Origin of the sequence: Burkholderia sp. Bp8986 (genome assembly GCF_003854225.1) — a bacterium.
GTDB lineage: Bacteria > Pseudomonadota > Gammaproteobacteria > Burkholderiales > Burkholderiaceae > Burkholderia.
Genome location: NZ_QTQM01000003.1, coordinates 42,167 through 54,986 on the forward strand (window position 1 = coordinate 42,167; position 12,820 = coordinate 54,986).

At 69.8% G+C, this 12,820-nt stretch carries 11 protein-coding genes and 1 pseudogene; 8 read left to right on the top strand and 4 right to left on the bottom strand.

Annotated features, from left to right (window positions below; genetic code table 11):
* Window positions 1-239: 239 nt before the first annotated feature.
* The 3 genes from DID99_RS04045 to DID99_RS04055 form a co-directional block, all read right to left on the bottom strand.
* On the bottom strand, window positions 240-509 hold the full coding sequence (locus DID99_RS04045) for a hypothetical protein (protein WP_124521663.1): 270 nt from the start codon (window positions 507-509) through the stop codon (window positions 240-242).
* A 98-nt stretch (window positions 510-607) separates the two neighbouring features.
* Window positions 608-1,423, bottom strand: coding sequence for a family 1 encapsulin nanocompartment shell protein (locus tag DID99_RS04050; protein ID WP_124666122.1), 816 nt, complete (start codon window positions 1,421-1,423; stop codon window positions 608-610).
* Window positions 1,416-2,495, bottom strand: a complete 1,080-nt coding sequence (locus DID99_RS04055) for a Dyp-type peroxidase (RefSeq protein WP_124666123.1) — start codon at window positions 2,493-2,495, stop codon at window positions 1,416-1,418. The genes DID99_RS04050 and DID99_RS04055 overlap by 8 nt, the downstream gene beginning before the upstream one ends.
* Window positions 2,496-2,912: 417 nt before the next feature.
* Between DID99_RS04055 and DID99_RS04065 the strand changes: the two genes are divergently transcribed.
* From DID99_RS04065 to DID99_RS04090, 6 genes and pseudogenes are all read left to right on the top strand, one after another.
* The gene (locus DID99_RS04065; protein ID WP_260444540.1) at window positions 2,913-3,287 is read left to right on the top strand and encodes a LysR family transcriptional regulator; all 375 of its coding nucleotides are present in this window, start codon (window positions 2,913-2,915) and stop codon (window positions 3,285-3,287) included.
* Window positions 3,284-3,736, top strand: a complete 453-nt coding sequence (locus DID99_RS04070) for a phosphate-starvation-inducible protein PsiE (protein WP_044848158.1) — start codon at window positions 3,284-3,286, stop codon at window positions 3,734-3,736. The genes DID99_RS04065 and DID99_RS04070 overlap by 4 nt, the downstream gene beginning before the upstream one ends.
* Before the next feature lie 355 nt (window positions 3,737-4,091).
* On the top strand, window positions 4,092-5,504 hold the full coding sequence (locus DID99_RS04075; protein WP_124666125.1) for a PLP-dependent aminotransferase family protein: 1,413 nt from the start codon (window positions 4,092-4,094) through the stop codon (window positions 5,502-5,504).
* 318 nt (window positions 5,505-5,822) lie between these two features.
* On the top strand, window positions 5,823-7,358 hold the full coding sequence (locus tag DID99_RS04080; RefSeq protein ID WP_124666126.1) for an FAD-dependent oxidoreductase: 1,536 nt from the start codon (window positions 5,823-5,825) through the stop codon (window positions 7,356-7,358).
* A 397-nt stretch (window positions 7,359-7,755) separates the two neighbouring features.
* Window positions 7,756-8,915 (top strand): annotated as a pseudogene (locus DID99_RS04085) (alcohol dehydrogenase catalytic domain-containing protein).
* A 29-nt stretch (window positions 8,916-8,944) separates the two neighbouring features.
* Window positions 8,945-9,277 carry a four-helix bundle copper-binding protein gene (locus DID99_RS04090; RefSeq protein WP_124485770.1) on the top strand — a complete coding sequence of 111 codons (333 nt, stop codon included), beginning with the start codon at window positions 8,945-8,947 and terminating at the stop codon, window positions 9,275-9,277.
* 4 nt (window positions 9,278-9,281) lie between these two features.
* Here DID99_RS04090 and DID99_RS04095 read toward each other — a convergent pair whose 3' ends face one another.
* Window positions 9,282-10,877 carry an ATP-binding protein gene (locus tag DID99_RS04095; RefSeq protein WP_124666127.1) on the bottom strand — a complete coding sequence of 532 codons (1,596 nt, stop codon included), beginning with the start codon at window positions 10,875-10,877 and terminating at the stop codon, window positions 9,282-9,284.
* A 305-nt stretch (window positions 10,878-11,182) separates the two neighbouring features.
* Here DID99_RS04095 and DID99_RS04100 point away from each other — a divergent pair, with 305 nt between their 5' ends.
* The gene (locus tag DID99_RS04100; protein ID WP_124666128.1) at window positions 11,183-11,548 is read left to right on the top strand and encodes a chemotaxis protein; all 366 of its coding nucleotides are present in this window, start codon (window positions 11,183-11,185) and stop codon (window positions 11,546-11,548) included.
* Window positions 11,549-11,903: 355 nt separating this feature from the next.
* Window positions 11,904-12,803 carry a BON domain-containing protein gene (locus tag DID99_RS04105; protein WP_124485773.1) on the top strand — a complete coding sequence of 300 codons (900 nt, stop codon included), beginning with the start codon at window positions 11,904-11,906 and terminating at the stop codon, window positions 12,801-12,803.
* Window positions 12,804-12,820: the final 17 nt, after the last annotated feature.

Sequence of the window (12,820 nt, forward strand, 5' to 3'; positions counted from 1 at the left end):
GCGAAGCGCGGTGCGACATCGGCGCGCAGGGCGCCGGCAGGGAGCCAACGGGAAGGGGGACGCGCGACGCAACGCGGCGCGCGCGCATCGGCGCGAGCGCGCAGCGCGGCAGCGTGCGCGCACGGGTCAGGCCGGGCCGCGCGCGCACCGCAACCGGTGCGTGGCGCGCGGCCGCTGGCGAAGCGGGCGGGTTGCACGGTGCGGGCCGGACATGGCCCAACCGTGACGAGGCGGCGGCGTCAGTCGGAGAGCGTCATCGCAAGTTTCTGCCGTGCGATCTGCTTCACGTCGGTTGACAGTGCCGCATTCTGCAGACCATTGGCCCAGACGGAGAACGAATCCTCGATCAGGTTGCGGGTGTCGGGCGGCAGTTCGGCCAGCATCAGCGCCACCACGGTGAACAATACGGCGGTGTCGCCGGCCTGGCGGCTCGCGTTCGCGTCGACGGCCTGCTTCAGGCTGTCGATCGACGCTTGCAGTGCCTGTAGTGCTTCATTCGATTCGCTCATTTCTCGCTCCATGCAGGATGGTTCGATCGGCGACGAACGTGCGGCCGGCCATGCGGCCGGTGGGCGCGATGCCGGTCGGGCATCGCGCGGGCGGAACGTCAGGTCGCCGGGTTGCCCTGCGGCGCCACGGCCACCGATGCCTCGCTCGTCAGCATCAGGAACGTGAACGTTTCGCGCAGGTAAAGGCGAACGACCTTGTCGGTATGGCTCGTGTAGCCGATCGACACGTCTTCGCCGAGGTGCAGTTCATAGTCGCCGCCGCGGGTGGACAGCACGCAGCCGCCGCTGATCGCCGGCGCCCAGATGATCTCGCCGCTGACGATGCGCTTGATGTGGCCGAGGACCGGATAGCCCTGGTCGCGCGCCTCGCTGAGCGCCGTGTAGGCGTCCGAGCCGAGCACGACCGAGTACGGGCCGTCCACGCCGGCGAGCCGCAGCGCTTCCAGCGCGTCGCTGATCGCGTCCGGATACGCGCTGACGTCGGCCGGCAGCGTGAGCTTGCGGTTCGACGTGCCTTCGCGGATGCCGACGATGTCCGCGGCCGGATAGCCGTCGAAGATCGCGCCGTCTTCCGCGAACGCGAGGCGTTGCGCGGCATCCTTCGCCGGCTGCCAGTCGGCATCGCGCGCGCCGCGCTCGACGCTGTCGATCGCGTCGCGGCTCAGCTCGAACGGCACCGTCAGCTCGACGATCGTGCGGACTTCGCGCAGCCGTGCGCCGACCAGCTCGCGCGGCGCGGCGACCTCGCGCAGATGCCCGGTGCCGACGGCCGACAGCTCGGGGCCGGCCGGGCCCTCGACGTCGACCACGCGGCGCCCGGCCACCGAGCGCTTGAAGGTGCGTGCGACTTCTTCCTCGATCTGCTCCCAGGCGGACGAGGAAATCGGCGCGAGTTCGCGGTGCAGGTTATTCATAGGCTTTGGCTCCTTTCAGCGATCCGATGTTCAGCGAGCCGTCACGACGCGACTCGGGCGATGCGGGGGCCGGCTGCACGGCGGTGGCGGTGGCTTCAGCGCCCGGTGCGGGGCGATCGGCGAGCGCCTCGAGCAGGTCGGCCGACGGCACGAAGAACAGCGAGCCGGTGACCGCGCGGCTGTAGTCGAGCAGCCGGTCGTAGTTGCCGGGCGGGCGGCCGACGAACATGTTCTCGAGCATCTGCTCGATCGGCGCCGGCGAGCGCGCGTAGCCGATGAAGTAGGTGCCGAATTCGCCGGAGCCGGGGCGCCCGAACGGCATGTTGTCGCGCAGGATCTTCACTTCCTGGCCGTTCTCGTCGAGCGTGGTCAGCGAGCTGTGCGAGCACGACGGCTTCACGTCCGGCGCGAGCTCGATGTCGGACAATTTGGTGCGCCCGATGATGCGCTCCTGTGTCTCAACCGCGAGCGCATTCCAGCCTGCCATGTCGTGCAGGTACTTCTGCACGATCACGTAGCTGCCGCCCGTGAATTCGGCATCTTCGTCGCCGATCACCGTGAAGTCGACCGCCTCGCGGCCTTCCGGGTTCTCGGTGCCGTCGACGAAGCCGATCATCGCGCGCTGGTCGAAGTTGCGGAAGCCGTGCACCTCGTCGACGACCCTGACCGCGTCGCCGAGCGCGCCGAGCAATTGGGTCGCGAGTTCGAAGCACAGGTCCATCGCGTCGGCGCGGATGTGCAGCAGGATGTCGCCGGGCGTCGCGATCGCGACGCGCTGGCCGGCGCCGAATTCGCGGAACGGATGCAGCGACGCGGGGCGCGGATCGCCGAACAGCGCATCCCAGGCGTCGGCGCCGAAGCCGCATACGCAGGACAGGTTGCCGTCCGGCACGCGCTTGCCGACCGAGCGCACGAGCGCGGCGATGTCGCCGCACCACGCGCGGATCGTGTCGGCGCGCTCGGCGCCGGGGTTGACGGTGGCAACGAGGAAGATCGCGCTGCGCGTGACCGGGCTGTGAACGGCCTGGGAAAGCGGGGGACGGGTTTGCATCGCGGCCTGCCGGTCAGTCATGTCGGGACGGACGGGCCGCGGATGCCGCGGCGCGCGAAGACGAACGGTTGGACTGTGTCATGCGACTGTTCTCTTTGTGACATGCGGATGAAGGACGTTGCGCGGGCATCGCGCAACAGGCCGCAGCGGCGGCGGCCTGCCGCCCGGGCGCGCAAGGGGGAGGCAGGCTCGGTGGCCGCGCGTTCGCCCGGCGCGCGACCTCGCCGCACCGCGTAACGTCGTCGAGCATGCAATCTAGCAGCTTCGGCGGGTCTTTGGAACACGTATCGCCAATCTGTCATTCGAATGGGTTGATCGGGGTCCGATTCTGCGTCGCGGGCGTGCAGCTGTACTCCTGAAACCCGCGGCGCTGTGCTCTTGAGCGGGCGTGGCGCGTGCAGTAGATTAGGTTCGCTCCGCCCGCCGACGAGGACCATCATGATGAACCTGCTGGAAGCGATGCGTATTTATGTCGCGGTGGTCGAGCATGGCGGGGTGTCCGCCGCGGCGTCCGAACTGAAGCTCGGCCGCGCGCAAGTCAGCGAGCGGCTGGACCGCCTCGAACGGTATCTCGGCTGCCGGCTGTTGCTGGCGCGTGCGGGCGGCGACGTGGCGTGTACCGATGCGGGCGTCGCGTTCCACCAGTGCTGCCGGCGCACGCTGTCCGCGGTCGCGCAGGCCACCACCGCGGCCGGTGCGTGCGCAACCTTTCCCGATGCGCGCGTCGCGGGCTTTCCGCCGCCCGAAACCATCCGCCGTGTCGACGCAGCGTCGATCGCGGCACAACCCTCATTGCACCGGTCATCGCCTTGAATACGTCCACTGTTTCCGCCGATACGGCCGCCGAGCGCATCCGCCGCCGCTTCGGACACTTCCTCCACGCGGCCGAGCTGGCCGGGCTGATCGTGATCGGTCTCGCGACCGCGTTCGCGATGACGCAGGAAGCGTGGAAGGTCGTGCTCGCAGGCGAGGTGTCGCTGACCGACCTGCTGCTGATGTTCCTCTATCTCGAAGTGCTCGCGATGAACGTGCGTTACCTGCGGCTCGGCCGGCTGCCGGTGCGCTTTCCGCTGTTCATTGCGATGACGTCGCTCGCGCGCGACCTGATCCTGCGCGGCGCCACCGACAGCCCCGAGCGGATGCTGATGACCACGTTCGGAATCGTGCTGCTCGCGGTAGGCGTGCTGATCCTCAGCTTCGGCCAGCATCGCTTTCCGGCGGAGGTCGACGACGTCGAGGACGATGTGCATGCGCGTCGGTGATGCGTGTGTGTGCGGGGCCGATCGATGGGGGTGTCGGTTCGGTAGTTCATTTCGTTATACCGAGATTGATTCGGTGCGGCGCCGACTCGCGGCTGCCGCGTTTCCATCTGTTCACCACACGTGTGCGATTTGAGGTTTGATCGCCAAACTGTCACTTACATTCGCCGAAATGACGCAGTAGGATGCCGATCCTTCTCATGATGGATTTCGCATTGCTATCCGCCTTCAATTTCGGTAATGGACGTGGCTCGCACCGGAACGCCCGCGGCCGGACACGGCTATGCGGCCTCGTGCAGCGGCACGGCACGCGCACCTGCGCGTCGCAGGCTGGTTCACCGCTGGCGGGGCGAGGCGGATGAAGCTCTACGAGAAATTCGCGAACGACATAGAGAGACTCATCCGGCAACGCGTGTATCGACATGGCGATCGTGTGCCGTCGGTGCGGCAGGCGAGCCAGCAGCACCGGATCAGCATCACGACCGTGCTGCATGCGTACCTGCTGCTCGAAAGCCGCGGGCTGCTGGAGAGCCGTCCGCAGTCGGGGTACTTCGTCAACCTGCGCAACGACGACGGGCACGCGCCGGTGCGCGAGCTGCGGCCGTCGAAGCCGATCGCGATCTCGTCGTCGGTCGACGTGAGCCGGCTCGTGCTGTCCACGCTGCGCTCGATCGGTACCGACGACGCGGTGCCGCTCGGCTCGCCGTATCCGGACCCGAGCCTGTTTCCGTTCGAGAAGCTGAACCGCTACGCGTACGCGGCCGGCCGCGAAAAGTCGCTGTGGGGCGTGACCGACGGGCTGCCGCCGGGCCATCCGCGCCTGATCCGGCAGATCGCACGACGCTACCTGGAAAACGGGATGTCGGTCGACCCGAACGAGATCATCGTGACGGTCGGCGCGACCGAGGCGATCAACCTGTGCCTGCAGGCGGTCGCGAAACCGGGCGACACGATCGCGGTGGAGTCGCCGACGTTCTACGCGATGCTGCACGCGATCGAGCGGATGGGGATGAAGGCGATCGAAGTGGCGACGCATCCGGAATACGGAATCGACATCGCGGCGCTGGCGGCGATCGCGAAGTCGCAGCCGATCGCCGCATGCATGGTGATGCCGAACTTCCAGAATCCGCTCGGCTTCCAGATGCCCGACGAGCGCAAGCGCGAACTGGTTGAATTCGCAACGAAAGCCGATATGCCGGTGATCGAGAACGGCGTATACAACGAACTGTATTTCGGCAATGCGCACCCGAGTGCGCTGAAGGCGTTCGACCGCAACGGGATCGTGCTGCACTGCGCGTCGTTCTCGAAAAGCCTGACGGCCGCGTACCGGATCGGCTGGGCGTTGCCGGGCCGCTATCGCGAACAGGTCGAGAAGCTGAAGTTCCTGAACACGCTGGCGACGCCGTCGCTGCCGCAGCTGGCGATCGCCGAGTTTCTCGAACGCGACGGCTACGAGCATCACCTGCGGCGCCTGCGCAAGGCGTATGCGCAGCAAGCGAACCTGATGCGCGCGATGGTGTCGCGGTTCTTTCCGGAAGGCACGCGCATCTCGAGCCCGGCGGGCGGCTACGTGCTGTGGGTCGAGTTGCCGGCGCAGGTCGATGCGATGCGGCTGTACCAGCTCGCGCTGGAGCAGGGCATCACGATCGGACCCGGCTACATGTTCTCGATCGCGGACACCTACCGCAATTTCATTCGGCTGAACTACAGCAGCCCGTGGTCGCCGGAGATCGAACGCGCGATCGTCACGGTCGGGAAGCTCGCGTTATGACCTGAATCGCGTCGCGCACGCCATGCGGCGGCTAGCCGTCGACCGGGTCGGGATAGAGCACGCATAGAACGGTCGCCATCGGGTCGCTCCTCGTGACGGGATGAAGGCGGGGCGGTACGCGGATTGCTCGGCTCGCCGGCCCCCCGCGCACGCGCATCCGGCGTGTTGCGCCGCAACGTCGATGACGTTCTACGCCGGTCGCGGATCGCGTACAAGCCACAGTCCGTGTTTGCGTGCGCTGCGGGGTCGTCTGTACCTGTTCTTTTCGGGAAGGACGCCGATAATGGGATCGTTACCCCACACTCCGGGAGCCACGCCATGTCCGGAAGCGACGCCTCGTCTTCACGTCCCGATCTCGCGCAGGGGATCGCGCTCGACGACCTCGCCGACGGCGCGATGATCGAGGGCCAGGTCGGCGATGCCACGGTGCTGCTGGTGCGCCGCGCCGACGAACTGTTTGCCGTGGGTGCGCAATGCCCGCACTACGGCGCGCCGCTCGCCGACGGGCTGCTGGTCGGCGATACGATCCGCTGTCCGTGGCATCACGCGGCGTTCTGCCTGCGCACCGGCGAGCTGTTGCGCGCGCCGGCGCTCGACGGCCTGACGTGCTGGCGCGTCGAGCAGCGCGACGGCCGCGCGGTCGTGCTCGATGCGCGGCCAGCCGCATCGCCGCCCGCGCTGAACGCGGCGGGGCTGCCCGCATCGGTGGTGATCGTCGGCGGCGGTGCGGCCGCGATCGCGGCGGCCGTGACGCTGCGCCAGGAAGGCTATCCGCATGCGATCACGCTGCTGAGCGCGGACAGCGAGCCGCCGTACGACCGGCCGAACCTGTCGAAGGACTATCTGGCCGGCACGGCCGAAGCAGACTGGCTGCCGCTGCGCGGCGCATCGTTCTATACCGAGCAGCGCATCGACGTGCGCTGCGGCACGCGCGTCACGCGGATCGATGCCGCGCAGCACGCGGTCGAGCTCGCGGACGGCAGCCGCGTCGGCTACGGCGCGCTGCTGCTGGCCACCGGCGCCGAGCCGAACCGGCTGACCGTGCCGGGTGCGGATCTGCCGCACGTGTGCGTGCTGCGTTCGCGCGCCGATTGCGATGCGCTGATCGGCAAGTTGAAGACGGCGCGGCGCTGCGTCGTGGTCGGCGCGAGCTTCATCGGCCTCGAAGCGGCCGCCGCGCTGCGCACGCGCGGGCTCGACGTGCAGGTGGTCGCGCCCGACGCGCATCCGATGGCGCGCGTGCTCGGCGAAGCGCTCGGCGACACGATCCGCGCGCTGCACGAAGCGCACGGCGTGGTGTTCCATCTCGGCGCGACGCCCACGCAGATCGCGCCGGACCGCGTGACGCTGTCGAACGGCGACACGCTGCCGGCCGATGTGGTGGTGGTCGGCATCGGCGTGCATCCGGACGTCGTGCTCGCGCAGGAGGCGGGGCTCGCCGTCGATCGCGGCGTGACGGTCGACCGTTTCCTGCGGACGAGCGCACCGGACATCTACGCGGCCGGCGACATCGCGCGCTGGCCCGATCCGTTGACGGGCGAACGCATACGCGTCGAGCACTGGGTCGTCGCGCAGCGGCAGGGCATCGCCGCGGCGCGCAACATGCTCGGCCAGCAGCGGCCGTTCGACGCGGTGCCGTTCTTCTGGAGCCAGCACTACGACCTGACGGTCCGTTATGTCGGACATGCGGAGCAATGGGACCGCGTCGAGATCGACGGCGACCTGCGCGCGCATGACGCTTCGGTCGCGTTCTGGCGCGGCAACGCACGGCTCGCGGTCGCGACGATCGGCCGCGATCTCGACTGCCTGCGCGCGGAAGCGGCGCTCGAGCAGCAGGGCACGACGCGCGCGTGAACGGGCTGCCGACTGTGCGCTGACCGGTACACGCTCTGAAAAAAAGAGTTGCGCACACAACTGTCATCGCATCGTCGCGGCTTGCGCAGAGACCGCCGAGCCGGACAGACTCCCGTGACTCTCGACTGCGGTTTCTCGACCGAGGTGATCGCGGCGCTATTCGCGATCATGAACCCGAGCGCGAACAATCCGGCATTTCCGGTGCCGACATGGAGGTGCAGTCGACACGATGCGCCGCACGGCCGCGCTGCCGGCCGCGATCGGCATGTCGATCGACGACGACGCACCGGCCGGCTGACCACGCACCGCACCGACCCCTGCGCGCACGGGCGCGCGCCTTGCTCGAACAGTGTGACGGTACTTGCACCGTTACCGCTTTCGACAAGGAGGGCCTGACATGAAAGCAGTCGTATTTCACGGCATCGGCGACATTCGCATCGATACGGTACCCGACCCGCAAGTCGTCGACGTGACCGATGCGGTCGTGCGCCTGACGGCCAGCGCGATCTGCGGCACCGACCTGCACATGGTGCGCGGCACGCTCGGCGGGATGAAGCCCGGCACGATCCTCGGCCATGAGGGTGTCGGCATCGTCGAGACGGTCGGGCGCGACGTGCGCAACCTGCGGCGCGGCGATCGCGTGCTGATTCCGTCGACGATCGCGTGCGGCAGCTGCGTGTACTGCCGCGCGCGGGCACCGCGTTCTACGGCGGCCCGGCCGATACGGGGCCGTTCGACGGGCTGCAGGCCGAATACGCGCGCACGCCGCTCGCGAACGCGAGCCTGATCCGGTTGCCGGACGCGATCGACGACGACCGGGCGATCCTGATGTCCGACATTTTTCCGACCGGCTACTTCGGCGCGCAGCTCGCGGAAGTGAAGCCGGGCGACACGGTGGCCGTGTTCGGCGCCGGGCCGGTCGGCCAGTTCGCGATCGCGAGCGCGAAGCTGATGGGCGCCGGGCGCGTGATCGCGATCGACCGCATCGCGTCGCGGCTCGAGATGGCCTGCGCGCAAGGTGCCGAGACCATCGACTTCTCCGAGGAAGACCCCGTCGACACGGTGCTGCGACTCACCGGCGGGATCGGGGTCGATCGTGCGATCGATGCGGTGGGCGTCGACGCGATGCGCGCGACGCATGGGCCGGCCGCCGCCGACCACGACGCGGCGCGTGCGTTCGATGCGGAAGTCGACGCCGTCGCGCCGCGCCGCAAGCCGGACGGCCGCTACTGGACGCCCGGCGACGGACCCTCGCAGGTACTGCAATGGGCGGTGCGCGCGGTCGCGAAGGCGGGCACGGTCGCGGTGATCGGCGTGTATCCGCCGCAGGCGCGCGTGTTTCCGGTCGGCGAGGCGATGAACCGGAACCTCACGATCAAGATGGGCAACTGCAATCACCGGACCGTCACGCCGCACCTGATCGAGCTCGTGCGCAGCGGTGCGTTCGACCCGGCGTCCGTGCTGACGCGCTGCGAGCCGCTGACGAACGCGATCGACGCGTATCGCGCGTTCGACGTGCGCGAGCCGGGCTGGCTGAAAGTGAAGCTGACGCCATGACGCTGCGAACCGCAACGAGGAGTGCTGCCATGAACGAGTTCCATGATCTCTACGACAACTGCATGGCCGCGTGCGATGCGTGCGCGCATGCATGCGACGCGTGTACGGCGGGGTGCCTGGCGGACCCCGACACGCACGCGCTGGCCGCTTGCATCGCGCTCGACATCGAGTGCGCGCAGCTGTGCCGCCTTGCCTCGGCCGCGATGGCGCGCGACAGCGTGCTCGCGCCGCAGGTGTGCGCCCTGTGCGCGCGTGCGTGCGAGGTGTGCGCGGCCGAGTGCCTGCTGCATGCGCACGACCATTGCCGGCGCTGCGCGCTGGCATGCGATGCGTGCGCGGCGATGTGCCGCGCGATGGCATGAGCGGCTACGGCGCGCCGTGAACCTTGCGCGCGACGCGCTCCAGCAGCGCGTCGAGCACCGCCATCTCCACGGGCTTCACGAGGTGATCGTCGAAGCCCTCGCTCGCGGTGCGTGCGAAGTCGGCCGGGCTCGCATGGCCGGACAACGCGACGCAGGTCGTGCCGGCCAGCGCATCGATCGCGCGCAGTTCGCGCAGCAGCGTGAAGCCGTCGACGTCGGGCATCGACAAGTCGACGAGCATCAGGTGCGGAACGATGTCGCGCGCGAGCGCCAGCGCGTCGTCCGCGTGGTACGCGACGCGCGGCGCGTGGCCCTTGATCTGCAGCAGCACGGCGAGCGTGTCGGCGGAGTCGCGGTTGTCGTCGACGATGACGATGCGCAGCGGCGCGCCGGCCGGCGGCTCGGTCGTGCGCGGCGCCGGCGCCGGCACGTCGCCGGGCGTCGGGCGCATCGCGGGCTCGAGCGGCAGCCGCACCGTGAACGTCGCGCCGTGGCCGGGGCCGGCGCTTTCCGCGGCGATCCTACCGCCGTGCAGTTCGACGAACGACCGGCAGATCGCGAGACCGAGCCCGAAGCCGTCCGACGCGCGCCGGCCCGGCACGCTTTCCTGTTCGAACAGGTCGAAGATCGATTCGAGCGAACCCGGCGCGATACCGACGCCGTGATCGGTGATGCGAATCGCGACGACCGACCCTTCGGCGCTCGCGCTGACGTCGATGCGCGCGCCCTGCGGCGAGAATTTCGACGCGTTGTCGAGCAGGTTGTGCAGCACCTGCACGAGCCGCGCGGCGTCGCCGCGCACCACCAGCGGATCGGCCGGCAGGTCGACGCGAATGTTCTGCTCGCGTGCGGCCAGCTTCGGCTGGACGCTTTCCACGCCGCGGCAGACGACGTCGCGCACGGTCACCGGCGCATGGTCGAGCTCGACCTTGCCGGCGGTGATGCGCCCGACGTCGAGCAGGTCGTCGACCAGCCGCGTCAGCTGTCCGACCTGGCGATGCACGGCGTCGCGGCATTGCGCGAGCGCGGGCGCCGGATCGGGCAGGCTCTGCAGCACGCCGACCGAATTGCGCAGCGGCGCGAGATGGTTGCGCAGCTCGTGCGCGAGCATCGCGATGAACACGCTGAGCCGGTGCGTCGACACCTCGAGTTCGGCGAGCCGCTTGCGCTCGGTCATGTCGCGCGTGATCTTGATGAAGCCGGCCAGCTGGCCCGCATGGTCGTGCACGGCCGTGATCGTCACGCTGGCCCAGAACAGCGAACCGTCCTTGCGCACGCGCCAGCCTTCGTCCTCGAAGCGGCCGTGCGCGACGGCTTCGCGGAGCCCCAATGCGGGCCGCCCGGCGGCGATCGCATCGGGCGGATAGAAACGCGAGAAATGGTGGCCGACGATGTCGGCCGTGCGATAGCCCTTGATGCGCTCCGCGCCCGCGTTCCACGTCGCGACGTTACCGTGCGCGTCGAGCATGAACACCGCATAGTCGGTGATCGCACCGACGACGGTCTCGAAACGGAACTCGGCGAAGCGGTGCAGCAGGTCGCGTGCATCGGCAGGCCCGAGCGGCGGGTCGAGATCGGAAATGGCGTCGTCTTTCTTCATCGGAACGGCAAGTCGGATGCGGGCGGAGGAACGCCGCCCCGCCGCGGCCGGACGCGCCGGCTGCGGCCATTCAAATCGGATTGACACCCCGAAAGCATAAGGGAGGTCGAATCGCCTGATCAATGGGGGCGCATGGCCTGTGCCGCGTCGCGCCCGCAGTGCGAAATCCTGCCGGTGGCGGCCCGGCGACGGCGGCGCGGCATGCCGATTGCGTCGCCCTCCGGTCCGCACGCCGCGGCCGGCCCGGCGCGAAAGCCGGCCTCCGGCGGCGGCGCGCCGCTTCACGGCTACCCGAGGGCATCGACATGAACAGCACACTGAACCCCGACAACGAACCGGCCGGCCCGGACGACGACAACGCACGGCGCGGCCGCGACGGCCGCGCGCTGGGTCCGAGCGATTCGTCCGACAGCGGCAGCGACACGGCCGGCGCGCGGCGCCATCCGTTCGACGTCGATTCGCCGCTCGACGAGCACGCGCTGGAGCGCGGCGACGCGGCCCTCGACAGCGATACGGACCGCGCGGGCACCGGCGAGCGCGCGTCGGCGGACGGCGACGCGGGGCTCGAGGAAGGCGCCGATATCGAGCCGGATCGCACGGAACGGCTGAGCGAGCCCGGCGGCACCGAGGATCCGGATGCGCCGGACGAACCGGGTGCGGGCGGCGCATAGGATCGCTGCACGGCGACCCTCCGCGCAAAAACTGCAATTGCGTTGCAGATAGGGGCGTCCGGCCAGGGGCACCGCGCAAAGGGTGCCCGGCCAGGTGCGCCCGGCCAGGGACACCCGCCGAGGCGCGACGATCCGCATTGCCCCCGTCAGCGCGCTGCGCGGCGATCGCGACGTGGACCGCGATCGTCGGCGCGGGCGTGCCGCCTGGGCTTCGCCGCGCCCCCGCGGTGTGCTGGCCAACGGGCGGCACGCGACTTGCATCGACCTGACCGACGTGCGCCGCGACGCGACATGGGTCCCGGTCCGCACGCGGCACAGGCGCGATCAGGCACAGGCGCGATCAAGGAGGGACACGATGCAACGACGATCTCCCGGACGGCAAGCCGAACGGAGCGGCCCGCCCGACTGGCAGGAGCGCGGCGAACGCGCGTACCGGGACACCGGCGAGCGCGATTTTCGCGGCGACGAATCCCGGCGCCACGATGCCGACTACGAATCCGCGTACCGGCGCTTCGCGAGCGAGGACGTCGGCCCCGAAGACTGGGGCAGCGAATGGAGCGAGCGCTCGGCCCGCTCGTCGGCCGAACAGCGCGGCGCAGACGCCGGCGCCGACTGGCGCGGTGCGCCGGGCGGGCCGGGCGGCCCCGGCGGTTCGCGCGATCCGGCGTGGGAGTCCGGGCGCGGCTACGGCAACCGCGGCCGCACAGCGGAAGGCGGCCAGGGACGTGAAGGCGCCCATGCCGATCAGCCGCGGTTCCGCGGCCAGCACCGGACGGGCTGGCATGGCGGCGAGGGCGACTACGACGCCTACAACGGGCGCGACCAGCGCCGTGCCGATGCGTCAGGCCTGTCGCGCTTCGGCGACGCCGCGCAACGCGAGGCCATGCGGCATCGGCGCGGCCCGAAAGGCTATACGCGTTCGGACGAGCGGATTCGCGAGGACGTCTGCGAGCGGCTCGCGCATGCGCTCGACATCGACGTGAGCGATGTCTCCGTGCAGGTGCGCGACGGCCGCGTCGAACTCGACGGCACCGTGCCGCAGCGCTGGATGAAGCACGACATCGAGGACATCGCCGACGGCTGCATGGGCGTGCGCGACGTCGAGAACCGCGTGCGCGTGCGCCGCGACGGCGAACAACCCGATACGGGCATGGTGCTGCATCCGTCCCAACGCACGGTCACGCCGACGCAACCTGCGGCGCGCGATCCCGAACCGGGTAGCGGCGCCGGCCGCGAACGCGATCCGCGCCGTTGACGGCCGATGCGCGGGAC